The sequence below is a fragment of the Neobacillus drentensis genome (assembly GCF_036966985.1).
GTDB lineage: Bacteria > Bacillota > Bacilli > Bacillales > Cytobacillaceae > Neobacillus > Neobacillus drentensis_E.
In genome coordinates, this window is record NZ_JBALSN010000440.1 from 1 (window position 1) to 17742 (window position 17742).

The 17742-nt window shown below is 39.1% G+C and carries 19 protein-coding genes and 1 pseudogene; 1 reads left to right on the plus strand and 19 read right to left on the minus strand.

All coding sequences use genetic code 11. The features are described 5' to 3' along the window. From rnc to V7659_RS24645, 10 genes and pseudogenes are all read right to left on the minus strand, one after another. Nucleotides 1–601 (minus strand): ribonuclease III (gene rnc, locus V7659_RS24600; protein WP_335542752.1); only part of this gene is annotated, 601 nt, incomplete at its 3' end. A 168-nt stretch (nucleotides 602–769) separates the two neighbouring features. Beyond that, the gene (acpP, locus tag V7659_RS24605) at nucleotides 770–1003 is read right to left on the minus strand and encodes an acyl carrier protein (protein WP_026566432.1); all 234 of its coding nucleotides are present in this window, start codon (nucleotides 1001–1003) and stop codon (nucleotides 770–772) included. A 69-nt stretch (nucleotides 1004–1072) separates the two neighbouring features. Beyond that, complete coding sequence (gene fabG / locus V7659_RS24610) at nucleotides 1073–1816, minus strand: 3-oxoacyl-[acyl-carrier-protein] reductase (protein ID WP_335542753.1); 744 nt, start codon at nucleotides 1814–1816, stop codon at nucleotides 1073–1075. Beyond that, nucleotides 1813–2760, minus strand: coding sequence for an ACP S-malonyltransferase (fabD, locus tag V7659_RS24615; RefSeq protein WP_335542754.1), 948 nt, complete (start codon nucleotides 2758–2760; stop codon nucleotides 1813–1815). Before fabD ends, fabG begins: the two co-directional genes overlap by 4 nt. Before the next feature lie 12 nt (nucleotides 2761–2772). Continuing rightward, nucleotides 2773–3777: a phosphate acyltransferase PlsX gene (plsX, locus tag V7659_RS24620; RefSeq protein WP_335542755.1), complete on the minus strand. Its 1005-nt coding sequence runs from the start codon at nucleotides 3775–3777 to the stop codon at nucleotides 2773–2775. A 12-nt stretch (nucleotides 3778–3789) separates the two neighbouring features. Continuing rightward, nucleotides 3790–4356, minus strand: coding sequence for a transcription factor FapR (gene fapR / locus V7659_RS24625; RefSeq protein WP_144548981.1), 567 nt, complete (start codon nucleotides 4354–4356; stop codon nucleotides 3790–3792). A gap of 140 nt (nucleotides 4357–4496) precedes the next feature. After that, nucleotides 4497–6545, minus strand: a complete 2049-nt coding sequence (gene recG / locus V7659_RS24630) for an ATP-dependent DNA helicase RecG (RefSeq protein ID WP_335542756.1) — start codon at nucleotides 6543–6545, stop codon at nucleotides 4497–4499. Continuing rightward, nucleotides 6529–6660, minus strand: a pseudogene (locus tag V7659_RS24635) (L-serine ammonia-lyase, iron-sulfur-dependent, subunit alpha); the annotation flags it as partial. The gene recG and the pseudogene V7659_RS24635, both read right to left, overlap by 17 nt. A 73-nt stretch (nucleotides 6661–6733) precedes the next feature. Further along, nucleotides 6734–8416, minus strand: a complete 1683-nt coding sequence (locus tag V7659_RS24640) for a DAK2 domain-containing protein (RefSeq protein ID WP_335542757.1) — start codon at nucleotides 8414–8416, stop codon at nucleotides 6734–6736. Between the two features lie 36 nt (nucleotides 8417–8452). Next, nucleotides 8453–8815, minus strand: a complete 363-nt coding sequence (locus tag V7659_RS24645; protein WP_026566425.1) for an Asp23/Gls24 family envelope stress response protein — start codon at nucleotides 8813–8815, stop codon at nucleotides 8453–8455. 285 nt (nucleotides 8816–9100) lie between these two features. Here V7659_RS24645 and rpmB point away from each other — a divergent pair, with 285 nt between their 5' ends. Next, nucleotides 9101–9289, plus strand: coding sequence for a 50S ribosomal protein L28 (rpmB, locus tag V7659_RS24650; protein WP_026566424.1), 189 nt, complete (start codon nucleotides 9101–9103; stop codon nucleotides 9287–9289). A 166-nt stretch (nucleotides 9290–9455) separates the two neighbouring features. On the opposite strand, the gene spoVM is transcribed toward rpmB, so the two are convergent. The 9 genes from spoVM to V7659_RS24695 all read right to left on the minus strand — a co-directional run. Beyond that, nucleotides 9456–9539, minus strand: coding sequence for a stage V sporulation protein SpoVM (spoVM, locus tag V7659_RS24655; RefSeq protein ID WP_035445740.1), 84 nt, complete (start codon nucleotides 9537–9539; stop codon nucleotides 9456–9458). A 134-nt stretch (nucleotides 9540–9673) separates the two neighbouring features. Then, nucleotides 9674–10321, minus strand: a complete 648-nt coding sequence (locus tag V7659_RS24660) for a thiamine diphosphokinase (RefSeq protein ID WP_335542758.1) — start codon at nucleotides 10319–10321, stop codon at nucleotides 9674–9676. Between the two features lie 57 nt (nucleotides 10322–10378). Continuing rightward, nucleotides 10379–11023 carry a ribulose-phosphate 3-epimerase gene (gene rpe / locus V7659_RS24665; protein WP_335542759.1) on the minus strand — a complete coding sequence of 215 codons (645 nt, stop codon included), beginning with the start codon at nucleotides 11021–11023 and terminating at the stop codon, nucleotides 10379–10381. Nucleotides 11024–11025: 2 nt separating this feature from the next. Next, nucleotides 11026–11907, minus strand: a complete 882-nt coding sequence (gene rsgA, locus V7659_RS24670) for a ribosome small subunit-dependent GTPase A (RefSeq protein WP_335542760.1) — start codon at nucleotides 11905–11907, stop codon at nucleotides 11026–11028. Between the two features lie 42 nt (nucleotides 11908–11949). Then, entirely contained in the window at nucleotides 11950–13932 is a 1983-nt protein-coding gene (gene pknB / locus V7659_RS24675) for a Stk1 family PASTA domain-containing Ser/Thr kinase (RefSeq protein WP_335542761.1), read from the minus strand. Beyond that, on the minus strand, nucleotides 13929–14687 hold the full coding sequence (locus tag V7659_RS24680) for a Stp1/IreP family PP2C-type Ser/Thr phosphatase (RefSeq protein ID WP_335542764.1): 759 nt from the start codon (nucleotides 14685–14687) through the stop codon (nucleotides 13929–13931). Before V7659_RS24680 ends, pknB begins: the two co-directional genes overlap by 4 nt. A 5-nt stretch (nucleotides 14688–14692) precedes the next feature. Further along, nucleotides 14693–15784, minus strand: coding sequence for a 23S rRNA (adenine(2503)-C(2))-methyltransferase RlmN (rlmN, locus tag V7659_RS24685; RefSeq protein WP_335542762.1), 1092 nt, complete (start codon nucleotides 15782–15784; stop codon nucleotides 14693–14695). 131 nt (nucleotides 15785–15915) lie between these two features. Then, nucleotides 15916–17262: a 16S rRNA (cytosine(967)-C(5))-methyltransferase RsmB gene (rsmB, locus tag V7659_RS24690; RefSeq protein ID WP_335542763.1), complete on the minus strand. Its 1347-nt coding sequence runs from the start codon at nucleotides 17260–17262 to the stop codon at nucleotides 15916–15918. A gap of 2 nt (nucleotides 17263–17264) precedes the next feature. Continuing rightward, a partial coding sequence (locus V7659_RS24695) for a methionyl-tRNA formyltransferase (protein WP_420491768.1) occupies nucleotides 17265–17742 on the minus strand: 478 nt, incomplete at its 5' end.

Consider the following 17742-nt stretch of genomic DNA (forward strand, 5'->3'; position numbering starts at 1 on the left):
GTCCTATTTCTTGAAGTACACGATATTCAATTGTCCCGGTACCATCTCGCTGAATGAGTTCCTGTAATTGACTTTTATAATCCATCACATGAGAAAAAGCACCAGCATTTATTTTAGGGAAGACTACTTTCTCAAGAAAACTAATCACTGTTTCAATTCCTTGGTCTAAATAAAGGGCCCCGATGAATGCTTCAAAAACATCTGCTAATAAAGCTGGACGTTCTCTTCCACCTGTCATCTCTTCTCCTTTACCTAACAATACTAATTTTCCAAAATGTAATTCATTGGCAAAAGATACAAGAGACGGCTCGCAAACAATGGCTGCTCGAAGTTTCGTCAATTCGCCCTCTGTCATCGTTGGATATTTTTTGTAAAGGAATTGTGAAACAGTTAGTTCTAGAACCGCATCCCCTAAAAACTCAAGTCTCTCATTGTCTTCGAAAGGCTTTCTGCGATGCTCATTCACATAGGATGAATGAGTAAATGCTTGTTTTAATAATTTTTCGTTCTCCATCGAAATACCAATCGTATGTTGAAAACCTTTAAAAAGATTTTCTTTTGCGCGATTATTCAACTCTTTTTCATTATTGTTCTTGCGCATATAAAACTTCTCCACCTTGCATCAAATAATTTACACACTACTACGTTCTAGTTTAAAAAAGTTTTTCGCAAAACGCAAAGAAACTTGGCATCACTGTTGGAAGCCAAGTTCTATTTTACAGAATAAAGCTCCGTTTGAAAACGGAGCTTTTGTGAATAAATCCAACGATTACTTTGTGCTTTGTATGTAATTAACAGCGTCACCAACTGTGCTAATTTTTTCAGCATCATCGTCAGAAATTTCCATATCGAACTCATCTTCTAATTCCATAACTAGTTCAACTACGTCAAGGGAATCAGCACCAAGATCATCTTTAAATGAAGCTTCAAGTTTAACTTGAGATTCATCTACACCTAAGCGGTCAACGATGATTTTTGTTACACGTTCTAATACCTCTGCCATGCCTGTTCACCTCCCCTCAAGCTATTATAGAGTATTTTATCAAAATAATACACCATGTTTTTATTAAAATTACATTACCATGCCGCCATCGATATGAAGAGTTTGTCCTGTCATGTAGGCAGAATCGTCAGATGCAAGGAATGCAGTGATTTTAGCTATATCTTTAGGCTCTCCCAATCTTGCCAATGGTATCTGTTTTAACATCTCAGCTTTTACTTCTTCTGATAGTTTATCAGTCATATCTGTTGTGATGAAGCCTGGTGCGATTGCATTTACAGTAATATTGCGGGACGCCAGTTCTTTCGCAGTTGTTTTTGTCAATCCGATGACCCCGGCTTTGGCAGCCACATAGTTGGCCTGTCCTGGATTCCCACTAACGCCAACAATTGACGCAATATTAATGATCCGCCCTACCCGCTGTTTCATCATTTGTCTTGTTACAGCCTTGGTACAAAGGAACACACCTTTAAGATTGATATTTATAACATCGTCCCATTCTTCCTCTTTCATTCTCATCAACAAATTATCTTTTGTAATCCCTGCATTATTGACAAGAATATCAAGTTTACCAAAGGTGTCGATTGTACCTTTTACCATTGCCGCAACTTCTTCAGTGTTGGATACATCACATTTTACTGCGAATGCTTCTCTGCCAAGAGCTTTTATTTCATCAACAACCTCATTTGCTTTTGCTTCACTGCCTGAAAAATTTACTGCTACATTGGCACCTTGTCGTGCAAGTTCAAGAGCAATCTCTCGTCCAATCCCTCTTGATGCGCCTGTTACAAGGGCTGCTTTCCCTTCAAGATTCATACTTTCTCCTCCTTTAATGCATCTATAACAGTTTGTGCACTTTCCTCATCCGATACAGAGAAAGTGGTAACTGATTTATCAATTTTTTTAATTAAGCCTGAAAGAACTTTGCCAGGACCAATTTCAATAAATGTATCGACACCTAAATCAATCATTTTACGAACAGAATCTTCCCATAGTACAGGTGAATAAAGCTGCTCGATTAATTTATCCTTTATTTCTGAAGCAGAAGTAATTGGTTCTGCTGTAACGTTTGCAATAACTGGGACTTGTGCATCCTTCATTTCAAGTCCATCAAGGACTTCACGAAGCTGGTCTGCAGCAGGTTTCATCAACGCGGAATGGAATGGACCGCTAACATCTAATGGAAGAGCTCTTTTTGCGCCTGCTTCCTTCGCTTTTACACCTGCAATTTCGACCCCTTTTCTTGATCCAGAAATGACGATTTGCCCAGGACAATTTAGATTAGCTAATGATACTGGATTCCCTGATTCACTTACCTCGTTTGTTACCTCATAAAGACGATCACGGTCAAGCCCTAATACCGCAGCCATAGAACCTTCTCCATTTGGTACGGCATTCTCCATGAATTCGCCCCGTTTCCTGACAGCATACACTCCTTCTTCAAAAGAAAGTGTGCCTGCAGCCACAAGCGCTGTATACTCCCCTAAGCTGTGACCAGCGACATAATCAGCGCTAACCCCAGATTTTTGAAAGTAATCTAAAATAGCAATGCTTGTTGTTAATAGGGCAGGCTGTGTATTGAAGGTAATAGTCAATTCTTCCTTCGGTCCTTCAAAAATTAGATTACTCAGTGGAATATTTAGCTTTTCATCGGCTCTTCTAAAATAATCCATAACCTCGGAGTGTTTATCTGCTAATTCTTTTCCCATTCCGACCGTTTGTGAACCTTGTCCTGGAAACACGAATGCTATTTTATTCATTTTATAACTCCTTTACCGTTCTACTTTTTCTTGATTTGCTTCTTCAGATGCCATCTTAATTAGACCGACAACATCGTTACTTACCATTTCCCTTGTTTGCCTGATCGCACTGAATATAGCCTGACCATTGGATGAACCATGCGCTTTAATCACAGGAGCGTTCAATCCAAACAAAGCCGCACCACCATATTCAGAATAATCCATTGTATTTTTTAACGTTTTAAGATTCGGCTTCAGCACAGCTGCCGCTAATTTACTTGTAAAGCTACTCATCAATGCCGTTTTTAACATTTTAAACATGGAAAGTGCCGTGCCCTCAATCGTCTTTAGGACCATGTTTCCCGTAAATCCATCGGTCACAACCACATCCGCCACACCATCTAATAGATCCCGTGCTTCCACATTTCCCACAAAATTAATATCAGCATTTTTCAACAATTCGAAAGCTTGCTTGGTAAGTTCATTCCCTTTCTTTTCCTCAGTCCCAATATTTAAAAGACCGACTCTTGGCTTGGAAATGCCTCTTACTTTCTCACTATAAATCGAACCCATTAGTCCATATTGGAGGAGATGCTCTGGCTTGGCATCCGCATTAGCGCCGACATCTAATAACAAGAATCCCTCGCCGCCTATGGTAGGCAGCGTAGGTGCTAAGGCTGGGCGGTGTATCCCTGAAATTCTTCCTACCACAAAAAGTCCAGCAGCTACTAGCGCACCTGTATTCCCTGCTGAGATACATGCATCTGCTAATCCATCTGCGACTTGCCCAGCGGCTAGCACCATCGAAGCATTCTTTTTGCGGCGAACCGCTTTAACAGGCTCATCTGTTCCGAGGATTACTTCCGTTGTATGGATGACAGAGATCCGTTCATGATTTGTTAATGTTTCTTTAATTTTATTTTCATCCCCGACAAGGGTAATATGTATATCTGAAAATGCTTGTACAGCTTTAAGTGCCCCTAATACGATTTCTTTGGGAGCATTGTCGCCGCCCATGGCATCGATTGCTAATCTCATTTTCCTCATCCTCTACCGATTTTTCGAACGGTACATTTCAAATTCTCCGGTAAAAACAAGTTCATTATTTACAAAACTTGTAACTTCGACACTCGTTCTACCTTGATTCCGATCAATTTTTGTAACCTTAGCCTTGGCAATAACCCGCTCATTCAGTTTTACCAAACGTTTAAATTGAATATTCGCTTTGGCTGTTAACGCCAGTTCATCATTTATTACAGCTACAGCTAAAGAATTAGCCTGAGCAAATACATGATGGCCACGTGCTATGTTATTTCGAATAAAGACATGCTCTTTTTTTACATCAAAAATCGAAATGGCATTCTGATCCAATTCTATATGAATAATTTCACCAATCACTTCTTCAAGCGGTAATGAGCGGACTTCATCATCAAATCGTTTCTCAGCTACAGTCTTAATCCGTTCACGAAGTTCAGGAATCGATAATTCTAAACGGTCAAGACGAATGGTTTGTACACTTACTTGAAACTTTTCTGCTAAATCTTCATCCGTAATAAAAGGATTATCTTGAATTGTTGTGGTCAACAATTGTTGTCGCTCTTTTTTACTTTTTCTCATGTATGTTAACACCGTCCGCGATCTTATGACTAGGTACTAATAGTAGTATAAAATTTGAAAAAGCAGATTGCAAGAAATAGTTTTTATCCTGCGCCTCTGCTTTTTCCATCAAAGAACCTTTTAAGTGGAAAAAGTTTGATTTAATCTAGTTTTTCCCCTTCTAAAACGCCTGAATCATCGAGGATATTTCTTAGGTATTGATATTCTGGGGCTGTCCAAAATGTTTCAGACTGAATCAACATCACTGCATCATTTCGTGCGGTTTCAAGGGCTCGATAATCATGAACCATATCTGCCACTTTAAATTCAGGAACCCCGCTTTGTTTTCTGCCAAAAAAGTCGCCAGGCCCTCTAAGCTCTAAGTCTTTTTCACTTAACACGAAGCCATCGTTCGTTTCAGTCATGATCCGCATTCGTTCTTGGCCCACTTCTGATTTTGGACTTGCTAGTAAAATGCAGTAGGATTGATCGCTGCCGCGTCCAACTCTGCCGCGCAGCTGGTGAAGCTGTGAAAGACCAAACCTTTCAGCATCATAAATAACCATCATGGTCGCATTCGGTACATTTACTCCCACCTCTACAACGGTCGTTGAAACTAGGACCTGTACTTCGTTTGCACTAAATGCCTTCATTACCGAATCCTTTTCTTCTGAGCTTAAGCGGCCATGCATAAGACCCGCTTTAAATCGATTTTGAAAATAATGACTTAATGTATTGTACACGTCAATGGCATTTTGAACATCAAGCTTTTCTGATTCTTCAATGAGCGGACAAATAACATAGGCTTGATGGCCTTTTTGTAATTCTTTTTCAACAAAAGCCAATACCCGTTCAAGCATTTCTGGTTTGGCCCAATAGGTTTCTATTGTTTTTCTTCCTGCTGGCATCTCATCAATGATTGAAACATCCATTTCACCAAATACTGTAATTGCGAGTGTCCGAGGGATTGGCGTCGCCGTCATAAACAAAACGTCTGGATTCTCCCCTTTTTCTCTCAGTACTCTTCGCTGCTCCACGCCGAAGCGATGCTGTTCATCCGTAATGACAAAACCAAGCCTCTTGAAGGTGACCTCATCCTGAATTAGTGCGTGTGTACCAATTAATATATCAACGTTCCCATCCGCTAGTTGTTGGAGGATTTCCTTTCTTCGTTTTCCCTTTATCGAACTCGTCAAAAGTTCACACCTGACATTAAAAGGTTCTAACATTCTATTTAAACTTTCTGCATGCTGCTCTGCCAAAATTTCTGTTGGTACCATAAGCGCACCTTGAAAACCAGCCGTAACACTGGCATATAAGCCAATTGCCGCAACCACTGTTTTCCCCGAACCAACATCTCCCTGCAGCAATCGATTCATGCGAAGTGGTGATCTTAGTTCTGTTAATACTTCATCTACCACACGTGCTTGGGCATTTGTTAACGGAAAAGGGAGGCTATTAATAAATTCCTCTACTTTTGTTACATCATAGTTTTGGCAAATGCCAGGCGAATGCTCGCGTTCAAATTTCCTTAATGCCTGCATTTTTAATTGAAACAGAAGAAATTCTTCATAAACAATACGCCTTCTAGCCTGTTTTACCTCTTCTTGGCTATCTGGAAAGTGCATAGCTTTGAATGCTGCCTGCCTATCTAATAATCGATATTTTTTTAAAAAAGCGATTGGCAGCGTTTCCTCAATAAATTGTCCATATTGTTGAAAAGCAATGCTGATAAATTTCCGTATTCCTTTTGTCGTTAATTTCCCTCTTAATGAATAAACGGGCTCAAAATCTTTTGTTTTTGCATTTGTTCCCATCTGCATCTCATTTGCCGTAATCGTTTGCCGATGGGCATCCCATTTTCCTGTGACCGTAATGGTTTCATTGATGATGATTTTATTTTTTAAATAGGGTTGGTTAAAAAAGACTACCTTAATCAAATGTGCTCCAACAAAAAGCCGGAACATAAGTTTTGATTTCTTCCTGCCAAAATAGCTAAGAGAAGGCTCACTGTGAACCTTCCCTTCCACTGTTACTTTCTCATCATGCTGCACCTCTGTGATTTCACGGAGTCGGTAATCTTCATAACGATAAGGAAAATACTCCAATAAATCTTTTATCGTAAAGATTTTCATTTCTGAAAAAATTTCAGCAGTTTCTTCACCAATTCCCTTTATGACGGTGATTGATTGATTAAGATGTGGATTCACTATTACTTTGCGGTTTACCGAAGATCTTAGCTTCCAGTTTACGATCTGTCGGTGCTGCCGCCAACCCTCCCTGCCCAGTTTCTCTTAGTGTAATTGCCATCGTTAAACCTTTTTTTATTTTCGTATTTTTCCACTTGCTTTTTTTGCACAAAAAAAGAAGGGATGCTCCCTTCTATTTTAGCTTTTCATTATTCAATTGAAAAGATATATGAATATAACGGCTGACGTCCATAATGGATTTCCACTTCAACATCTCCATAATTTTCTTCAACATATTTTGAAAGCTGGTTTACATCTTCCTCGCTAATGTCTTCCCCATAAATGATGGTTAATATTTCTGAATCCTCATCCAGCATTTGCGAAAGCAGGTCCTCGGCAACTTTACCTTTGTCCTTGTTTTTAACGACAATTTTCCCTTCAGCAATTCCCATAAAATCATCTTTTTCGATTTCTAAGCCATCAATCTGGGTATCCCGAACAGCAAAGGTGATTTGACCAGTTTTCACATGTTTTAGTGCCTCATTCATAGAGTCTTCATTTGTCTGAAGATCAGTAGTTGGATTGAATGCTAACAAAGCAGATAGTCCTTGCGGAACCGTTTTGGAAGGGATCACATAAATGTCCTCTTCAGAAACATCTGCAGCCTGCTGAGCTGCCATAATGATGTTTTTATTATTCGGTAAGATAAATACTTTTTTAGCATTCACTTCTTTCACTGCCTTGACGATATCCTCTGTACTCGGATTCATCGTTTGTCCGCCCTCAATCACTGCATGTGCGCCAATACTTCTAAATAAATCTGCAATCCCGGAGCCCATTGATACGGCAACGATTCCGTATTCTTGCTGTTCTTTTGCTGATTTATGCTGGTCTGCAACTGGTTCACTTTTGTGTTCGCCAACAATATTGCTATGTTGTTGACGCATGTTTTCTATTTTCATATTAATTAAATTTCCATACTTTTGCCCATAGCTAAGTACTTCTCCAGGTTGTTCGGAATGAATATGAACTTTCACCACATCCTCATCCGCTATGACCAATAAAGAATCGCCTAATTTGCTAAGGTCGTTTCTGAATATACCTTCATCGAAAGGATGTTTTGTAGTCTTTTCTTGTTCAAATCTCACCATAAATTCCGTGCAATACCCAAATTCAATGTCTGCTGTGTTTATATGTCCTTGGACATTTTTATGGTGTTCAGTATTGACCAACTCATCCATCGAAAGAGCTGCTGTAGGTGTATCAGGAAGCTTTTCACCTTTTAGGACCGCAAGAAATCCTTCGTACACAAATACAAGACCTTGACCGCCACTGTCAACCACGCCAACTTCCTTTAAAACAGGAAGCAGGTCGGGAGTGCGTTTCAATGAAGCCTTAGCCTCTTTTAAGGCTTCTTCCATAATCACAATGACGTCGTTTGAATGCTGGGCAGCTTGGACGGCCCTTCTAGCAGAATCCTTGGCGACAGTTAAAATGGTTCCTTCAACAGGCTTCATTACTGCTTTATAGGCTGTCTCTACTCCAGCCTCAAGGGCTTCGGCAAAATCAGTCCCTGAGATTTTCGCTTTCGTTTCAACCGCCTTTGAAAAACCACGGAATAACTGTGATAGGATTACTCCTGAATTGCCGCGCGCTCCCATTAGCAATCCTTTGGAAAGGGCTACTCCTACTTTTCCAATATGATCTTGAACATTATTTTTTACTTCCTTTGCCCCGGATGTCATTGATAAATTCATGTTAGTTCCAGTATCACCATCGGGCACGGGAAAAACGTTTAAAGCATCAACCATTTTCGCATTTGCTGACAAATGATTGGCACCTTGGATCACCATCTCGGCAAAACGTTTTCCATCTAAAGCTGTTATTGACACAAACTTTCCTCCTCTACGAGAGTTCGTAACACAAACTTACGGGTTCGTCACTCGAACTCCCTGAACGTAAATATTGACCGAGTCAACGGCAAGTCCAACAGTCTTATCGAGGGTATATTTAACCTTTGATTGCACGTTGTGGGCAATTTCGGAAATTTTCGTTCCATAGCTAACAATAATATACATATCAATATGTAATGCCTCGTTCTCTTGGCGGACAATCACGCCCCGAGTGAAATTTTCTTTACGTAGTATTTCCGTAATTCCATCTTTAATTTGATTCTTTGAGGCCATACCGACGATTCCATAACATTCGATCGCCGCTCCTCCGGCAATGGTCGCGATTACTTCGTTAGAAATATCAATTTGTCCGAACTTTGTTTTTAATTCAATGGACATGAATCGTTCCCCCTCCTGAAAAAATTGCTCCTTGACTATAGTCATTTTACTATAGTCACTGCAATATTGAAAGTTATTCCTGTCTGTTTACTATCAGAGTATTTTATATAAAGTGATGTCAAGGCTTTTTTCTTGAAAGGTAACTATTGCAATCAAATAAGTTGTATGATAAATTATTAAGGTATCTCAAGTCTAGAAAATTTGTTCAAACAATTTTCTTTTTCCAGATGAGGATCTTAAAAGATTGCTGTATAAAGCTTTTGGTAGTTAAGGAGGGAAATCATTATGCCACGTCAATGTGTTGTAACTGGAAAGAAAACAACAACTGGTAACGCACGTTCTCACGCTATGAACGCAAACAAGCGTACATGGGGTGCTAACCTACAAAAAGTACGTATTCTTGTTGATGGAAAGCCTAAGCGTGTTTGGGTTTCTGCAAGAGCGTTAAAATCCGGTAAAGTAGAACGCGTTTAATAAACCGTTTAGAAGGGGCATCCGTTAAGGGTGTCTTTTCTTTTTGTACAAAAAAGCACTTTTCTCTTCAGGAAACTATTTGTATAGTATTCCCCAACTAACAAAATAAAAAGCACCCAAATTAAACGGGTGCCATTGTAAAACGATATCAACATACATACTTATGCTATTCGTTCTTTTTAAACGCTCCAATCATCGCACGGACAAGTCCGCCTAAAAATTTCGGCAGTTTAATCGTATAAAATTTCATACTGTCCCTCCTCACAAATCTCCCCAGCTTATTTCAACTCAACTTTTTTCGAACGCCCTACCATTTTATTCAAACGAACGAAATCAGTACCAAAAACATTGTAGGCACCATTCTGAGTTAGTTACTAAAACATATTAATCATGACTTCTTATCACTATTAATATGCCTTCAGAAAATGAAAAAGTACCATAATCATCAATAAGTTCATTACTAATACATAGTGTTGAACCAATTGAAATATGACGATTTTTCAAAGGGAATTTAAAGCCTTCTAGGGTAAGATTGCGGATATTTAGTGTTACAGGAACAAAGGAAATATATTTTTTTGAATCCATTTTTTCAATCTTATAGCTGCCTGCTTCTCTAATAAAAACAATATTATTACGGTCAATTATGCAAATATCCACTTCATTTTTTTCTTGGAACGGAGTGAGCAATAAGTGAACATTCGCAAATAAATGATCCAGCCTGCCACCAGTTGCCCCAAATAAACGAATGGTGCTTGGATGCTGATTAAGTGCCCAATTAAGGGCAAGCTCCATATCAGTTTCATCCTTTTCCGGTTTATACTTTTTCAATTCTGTAACCCGGTCTTCAATATATAGTAACTCATCTGATGACACAGAATCAAAATCACCAAAAGCAATAGAGGGAGAAATGTTTCTTTTTAATAAATGATAGACGCCTCGATCGACTCCTACCCAAATTGCATCATTTACTATGTATTCCGTAAAATCTGGCAAAAGGTCTTCAGGGCCTCCGGCTACAATATTGATAATCATAAAAATTCTCCTTTTTTTCAGTATGCAAAAAGCCAGCATGTAAGCTGGCTTTTTGCATTAACCTCTTATCAGCGAAATTGCCTCCGCATAATCTTCTTGATTATAAATAGCTGAGCCTGCCACAAGAACATTTGCACCTGCTTCCATGCAAAGCTTTGCCGTTTCTGGGTTAACACCGCCGTCAATCTCAATCTCCATGGCTACACTTTTTTGTTCTGCCATTTCTTTTACTTTTCTTATTTTCGGAAGAACTTCAGGTATGAATTTTTGCCCGCCGAACCCTGGATTGACTGACATTAATAAGACCATGTCAATTTCACCGATTATATGTTGAATCGATTCAACAGGTGTTGCTGGATTTAATACTACACCCGCCTTAATACCAAAGGATTTAATATTTTGAATCGTGCGGTGTAAGTGACGACATGCTTCAACATGGACAGTAATATAATCAGCTCCAGCTTTAGCAAATGCCTCTATATACTGATCAGGGTTTTCAATCATAAGGTGTACATCTAGTGGAAGTTTGGTGATTGGACGAATTGCTTCAACAATCAGGGGTCCAATCGTAATATTAGGGACAAAGTGACCATCCATAACATCAATATGAATGTAGTCAGCCCCTCCTTTTTCCACTGCTAAAATTTCCTCACCTAATTTTGAAAAATCGGCTGAAAGTATGGATGGTGCTATTTTAACCATGTTTAGTACCTCGGCTTTCTATCTTTTATCTCCTGTAGGAAGTCCAAATAATGTTCGTAACGATATGCTGGGATTTCATTTGAGTCAACGGCTTGTTTCACACCGCATTTAGGTTCGCTTACATGTAAACAGCCTCGGAATTTGCAATTCTCACTAGCTGTTTGAATTTCAGGGAAACAAAAAGTCAAATCTTCAGCTTCAATATTGGTAAATTCCAATGAACTAAACCCTGGCGTGTCTGCTATTAGTCCATTGCCAATCTTAATTAACTCCACATGTCTGGTCGTGTGCTTTCCTCTGCCTAGATGCGATGAAATATCATTTGTTTTTAATTCAAGGTCCGGTCTAAGGACATTTAATAACGATGATTTCCCAACACCAGATTGACCGGCAAAAACAGATATTTTATTATCGACATGCGGACTTAGCAGCTCAATTCCCGCTTCAGTTTCGGAAGAAGTAAGGATTACTTTATATCCTGCTGCTGTGTATTGCTCTTTGTATTCCTTAATCATCTTTTGCTCATCATCGTTGGTAAGGTCCATTTTGGTAATACATATAAGTGGTTCAATTCGATTAAATTCAACCAGTACTAGGAATCGATCTAATAGGACCGTACTGAAGTCAGGTTCAACAGCTGAAAACACTAGAATGGCCTGGTCAACATTTGCAATCGGTGGACGTATTAACTCATTCTTGCGAGACTTTACCTCCATGATGTATCCTTCCAAGTCATTTTCCGCTTGAAAAACTACCTCGTCCCCTACTAGAGGGGTAATTTTATTTTTTCGAAATACCCCTCTTCCACGACATTGGATTAACTTATTGTTTCCAAGTACATAATAGAATCCGCTAAGTGCTTTAACAATTTTTCCTTCCGGCATAGCCACACTCCTTGCCTTTCAATTAGAAAACCTCAACTATCATTATTCTGTTTCAGAATAGTTAATTACATCCTCCGCTATTACCTTGGTGTCCCGGATTACTCTGTAGCCAGCTTTTCCGCCGTACGGTATTGTTAACTCAATTTGTTTTTTGGTTGTTTCGGTAATATAAAAGGTTTCTGCCGGTTCCGTCATACTGTGATTCATATCCTCGATGTAAATAAGAACTTCCTGTTTAGGAATAGGTTCACCCGTAACCGGAACGGTTGGTTCGTAATCAATGGTTATTTCCTTCACTACCGTTTTTGGCGGCTTTTCTTCTTTACCTTTTGAAATAATAACGGTTATGGTATCGCCCTTAGTCATTACCGTTCCAGGTTTTGGTTTTTGTGAAATCACCATGTCGGCAGGAACTTTTTCATCATATTTTTCTTCAGTCTTGATCTTGAGCCCTACTAAAGAGGCATAGTCCTCTGCACTTTTTAGGGTGTATTGTGTTAAGTCCCTAAGGTCGATTGTTTCTGGTCCCTTACTAACTTCAAACTCTAATTCAGTGTCTTCAGGGACAACTTTTTCACCACCAGGAGGTGATTGACTAAGGATCGTTCCTGGTTCACTTTCATCATATATTTCTGTCTTCTTAATATCTTTAAAATTTCGATTCTCTAATAAAGGAAAAACATCATCGTATAGTCTTCTGACATAATCCGAGAGTTCCGTTTTTTCTTTGCCTGTACTTACATATAGGTTAACCTTTGTGTTTTCCTTGACTGTTGTGCCAATTTCTGGATCTGTCTTAATGACTTCTCCTTCATCAATCACATCATCTGGAATTTCGATTTGTTTCTCTACCTCTAACCCATTTAACTTAAGCTTGGAAATCGCATCATCCAATTCCATCCCACTTACATCCGGGATTTTGATATCTTTAGCAGACAATAGGCCAGGTAAAAAGGTTATAGTTAATAGCCCTAGAACAGCAAGGGTAAGAAAAGTTACAATTAAGACAGTCGGCCATTTTTTCCGCTTTTTCTTAGTCTCTTTTTCTTTCTCAGGTGTCTCTTTTTTGGTTTGGACAATTTTGTCCGCACTATGAACTAATGTTTCATCAAGATTTTTATGAGGACGGTCATCGGTAATAATGGGTATTGCCTTTGTTGCTTCATCATCGATTGGAATGATAAATTTAGGTTCATTCATTCTTTCTGGATCCAGTGCTGTTCTTATATCCTCTTCCATTTCATCTACACTGTTATAACGATGAAATGGATCTTTTGCAGTTGCCTTCAAAACAATATTCTCTACACTTTGTGGGATGTTTGAATTCCACCTTCTTACAGAGGGCGTTTCTGATTGAAGATGCTTTAATGCAATCGAAACAGCCGATTCCCCAGAGAATGGAAGCCTTCCTGTTAAAATTTCAAACATAACAATCCCAAGAGAATAAATATCTGATTTCCTATTTGCCATACCGCCTCTAGCTTGTTCTGGTGACAAATAGTGTACCGAGCCTAAAACCGAATTAGTTTGGGTAATGCTTGTTGCACTCAATGCCATTGCAATTCCAAAATCAGTGATTTTTACATTGCCATTCCGATCAATAAGTATGTTATGTGGTTTAATATCACGATGAATAATATGATTTTGATGGGCATGAGATATGGCAGAAGTTAATTGCATCATAATATCTAAAGCTTTTTCGACACGAAGTGATGCATGTTGGTTTATGTATTGCTTTAATGTTTGCCCATTCACATATTCCATAACGATATAGTAAAGAGAATCCTCTTCACCTACATCGTATATACTGACTATATTGGGATGGGTAAGACTGGTAGCTGACTGTGCTTCTCTATGAAAACGGCGAATAAATTCCTCATCATTCACAAAATCAAGGCGGAGCATTTTAACAGCAACTTCCCTGTCTAAAATCATATCATGTGCTAAATAAACATTAGCCATACCGCCTCCGCCAATCATTTCAAGGACTTTATAGCGGCCGCTTATTCTCTTCCCAATAATCACTGATGATCACCCAATTCATGATCATTAGCATATTCTAAAATAATTAGGGTAATATTATCTTCTCCACCATTCTCATTGGCAATATTAATTAATGTAGATGCCTTTTGTTCAAGAGAATCTTCATTTTGGAGAATTTGAATCATTTCTTTTTCATTTACTTTATTGGACAATCCATCAGAGCATAGTAAAAGATAATCTCCTTCTTCAAACATGATTGTTTTAAAATCGATTTTAATATCTTGTTCCGTTCCTAAGGCTCTTAAAATCCAATTTTTCCTTGGGTGATGCTCCGCATCCTCTTTCGAGATTTGTCCGGTCCGAACTAATTCGTTGACAAGCGTATGGTCCTCCGTAAGCTGCTTGAATCCCGTATCATTTAAAATATAACAACGACTATCACCAACATGGGCAATGGTTGTAAAATTCTCTGATGCTATGACCGCCTCAATCGTTGTGCCCATCCCTTCGCACTCCACATGGCTTCTGGAATGATTAAAAAGCAATTGATTCACTTGAAGAACATGCGTTTTTAACCATGCTTCCGCTTGATCAGCTGTTTGAATCCCTTCAGACTTCTCCCACATTTCTTGTAAATGTGTTACCGTCATATTACTTGCAACATCACCGGCAAGGTGACCGCCCATACCATCTGCTACGATGGCAAGGCGGTGTCCGTCCCGATTTACAAAAGTACCACCACTATCTTCATTATTTTGACGAACTCTTCCTTGGTCTGTTTTAAAAACAGCTTTCACTTTTGTCACCTCGTCTCCTCTTTCCGCTCCTTTGCACGAAGTTGCCCGCATGCTGCAGCTATATCTGACCCTTGCTCTCGGCGAATCGTTACATTTATTCCGCGGTTTTTCAATGTTTTTTCGAAGGCAAAAATTTTATCTTTTGGCGTTCGTACATAATCCCTTTCAGGAACATAGTTGACAGGAATTAGATTCACATGGCACTTCAATCCTTTTAATAATTCAGCTAATTCTTCGGCATGCTCAACTGAATCATTAACCCCGCCAAAAAGACCATATTCAAAGCTGATTCGACGCCCTGTCTTATCGATATAATACCTTACTGCCGTCATTAAGTCATCAAGTTTATATGCCTTATTAATAGGCATTAACCTCGATCGTAATTCTGTATTTGGAGCGTGCAGAGAAATCGCAAAATTAATTTGTGTGTCTTCATCGGCAAACTTATAAATCTTCGGCACAATTCCACTCGTTGATACGGTAATATGACGTGCCCCAATGTTAAGCGCCTTTTCATGATTAATGATTTTTAAAAATGACATCATATTATCATAATTATCAAACGGCTCTCCAATACCCATAATAACCACTGAACTAACACGCTCATCAGTTTCATCAAGTGTTTGTTGGACTTTCACGACTTGGGCAACAATTTCGCCTGCTTCCAAATGCCTTTTTAATCCGCCCAATGTTGAAGCGCAAAAGGTACAACCAATTCGACAGCCTACCTGGGTCGTGACACAAACGGAGTTCCCATAATCATGACGCATTAATACGGTCTCAATCGAATATCCATCATGAAGTTCAAAAAGAAACTTAATGGTTCCATCAGATGAGGTTTGTTGAATCGCCGTTTTTAATGTAGTTAGTACAAAATTCCTTTCTAACTTTTCTCTAAGCCCCTTCGAGACATTACTCATATCCTCAAAAGTTGTAATTCTTTTTTTATAAAGCCATTCAAAGATTTGTTCGGCACGAAATGGCTTTTCACCATTTTCAGAAAGCCAATCCTTTAATTCTTGTAATTGTAATGAATAAATTGATTTTTTCTTTACTTCCGCTATTGTGTTTGTCTCAGTTGTATTTAATTGTTCCAACTGTTACACCTTCTTTCTTATTGTCTAGCTCCAGCGCCTAGGGGCTCGGGTCATAAGCCAATCCGTCATAAAGGTTAAAAAGCAACCTTCACGCCGGCTCGTCTTATGCCTGTCGCCCCTGTACAAGGCGCTTACACTTTTCTTAATACTGCAATATAGAAACCATCCGAACCAATATCTTGTGGGAATATTTGCAAATCAAAGCCTGTAATTAATGGCCGAATCGCTTCTGGCATTCGGTTTTTAAATGTTACATCCCCTTCGAATTCAGGGTTGTTCTCTAAAAATGTTTTAACTGTATATTCATTTTCCTCTTTATCGACTGTACATGTACTATAAACAAGAATGCCGCCCTTTTTCAGTAAAGGAGTTACGGACGTTAATAAGTCTTGTTGAATTGTACTTAGCCGCTTTATATCCATCTCTGTTTTGGTATATTTCATATCTGGCTTTCTCCTCATAACGCCGAGGCCGGAGCACGGAGCGTCGAGAAGAATTCGATCAAATGATTCAATCTTAAACTTTTCCTGTAAATGTCTTGAATCAGAGACACTTGTTTTTATATTTTCTAAACCTAACCGCTTGGCGTTGTCATTGATTAATCTTACCTTATGCTGATGAAGATCTACCGAGATCACTTCACCGGTATTGTCCATTTTTTCAGCAATATGGGTACTTTTACCACCTGGTGCGGCGCAGGCATCGAGGACATATTCGTTCGGCGATGCACCTAATGCATAGGCAGCAAGCATCGAACTTTCATCTTGGATGGTAAACATTCCGTATTTGAAGGAAATGGTTGAAGCAAGATTTCCCTTTAACGAACGAATGGCCTCAGGAATGATCGGGCTTTTTTCGATTTGAAAACCATCTTCCTCTAATATGGAAATACATTCGTCTCTTGAAATTTTTGTGAGATTAACTCGTGCCGTTTGCAATGGTGCGGTTAAGTTAACCTCACACATTTCTTTTGTCTTATCATATCCAAATTGATCTACCCACCTAGTAATAAGCCATTCCGGGTGACTAGTTTCAAGCGCGAGTCTCTTATTTGGATTCTCAATTTCCGCAAGTGACGGGAGCCCTTCTCTTTGGATGCTCCTTAAAACTCCATTTACCAAACTGCCAATTCCTTTATGACCACGTTTTTTGGCAATTTCAACTGCTTCGTATATTGCAGCTCTGTCAGGTATTCGATCAAGGTAAACCATTTGATATAGCGTGAGCCTTAATAAATGGTGAACCCAATTTGCTAACTTTTTATTTTCTTTGACAAAAGGCTCTAAAAAATAATCAAGCGCCATTCTTCTTTGTAATGTTCCATAGACTAATTCTGTTAAGAGACCGACATCTTTGGCAGGCAGCTCATTTTTTTCAATGGTAGAATTTAGAAGTAAATTGCTGTAGGCCTGATTCTTCTCAATAGCAACTAACATGTCCATTGCGATGGTTCGTACATTATTTATTGTTGATGTCATTGCTATTCTCCTAGTCTCGTGCCTACTGAAATTTTAGAACCTCTTAAGAATTGTTCACACAGCATTTTTGATTTCCCAGAAGGCTGAAGTTCAATGATTTTAATGGCTGTATCATTTCCCGTACTAACAGTGAAGCTATCAGTTTCTACCTTAAGGACAGTACCAGGTACTTCTCCGCTTCGCCCTGCCTCTTTCTTAGCTTGCCATATCTTTACCACCTGGCCATTTAAGGTGGTAAAGGCAACAGGCCAAGGGTTTAATCCACGGATATGGTTATAAATTTCTTCACCGGTTTTTGTCCAGTTAATTTTTTCCTGTTCTCGTTTAATGTTGGATGCAAAGGTCGCATCTGCATGGTTCTGCGGCTTTGGCGTAAGTCGCCCCTCCAGAAGAAGCGGCAAGGTTTCAGATAATAACTTAGCCCCTGCGTCACTTAGTTTGGCGAAAAGTGTTCCGACATTGTCTTCTTCAGTTATTGGA

Excerpts from the sequence above, each read along its gene's own strand:
- acpP (WP_026566432.1), bottom strand. The coding sequence starts at position 1,003 with ATGGCAGAGGTATTAGAACGTGTAACAAAAATCATCGTTGACCGCTTA.
- fabG (WP_335542753.1), bottom strand. The coding sequence starts at position 1,816 with ATGAATCTTGAAGGGAAAGCAGCCCTTGTAACAGGCGCATCAAGAGGG.
- fabD (WP_335542754.1), bottom strand. The coding sequence starts at position 2,760 with ATGAATAAAATAGCATTCGTGTTTCCAGGACAAGGTTCACAAACGGTC.
- plsX (WP_335542755.1), bottom strand. The coding sequence starts at position 3,777 with ATGAGATTAGCAATCGATGCCATGGGCGGCGACAATGCTCCCAAAGAA.
- fapR (WP_144548981.1), bottom strand. The coding sequence starts at position 4,356 with ATGAGAAAAAGTAAAAAAGAGCGACAACAATTGTTGACCACAACAATT.
- V7659_RS24645 (WP_026566425.1), bottom strand. The coding sequence starts at position 8,815 with ATGTCCATTGAATTAAAAACAAAGTTCGGACAAATTGATATTTCTAAC.
- rpmB (WP_026566424.1), top strand. The coding sequence starts at position 9,101 with ATGCCACGTCAATGTGTTGTAACTGGAAAGAAAACAACAACTGGTAAC.
- spoVM (WP_035445740.1), bottom strand. The coding sequence starts at position 9,539 with ATGAAATTTTATACGATTAAACTGCCGAAATTTTTAGGCGGACTTGTC.
- V7659_RS24660 (WP_335542758.1), bottom strand. The coding sequence starts at position 10,321 with ATGATTATCAATATTGTAGCCGGAGGCCCTGAAGACCTTTTGCCAGAT.
- rpe (WP_335542759.1), bottom strand. The coding sequence starts at position 11,023 with ATGGTTAAAATAGCACCATCCATACTTTCAGCCGATTTTTCAAAATTA.
- rsgA (WP_335542760.1), bottom strand. The coding sequence starts at position 11,907 with ATGCCGGAAGGAAAAATTGTTAAAGCACTTAGCGGATTCTATTATGTA.
- rsmB (WP_335542763.1), bottom strand. The coding sequence starts at position 17,262 with ATGACATCAACAATAAATAATGTACGAACCATCGCAATGGACATGTTA.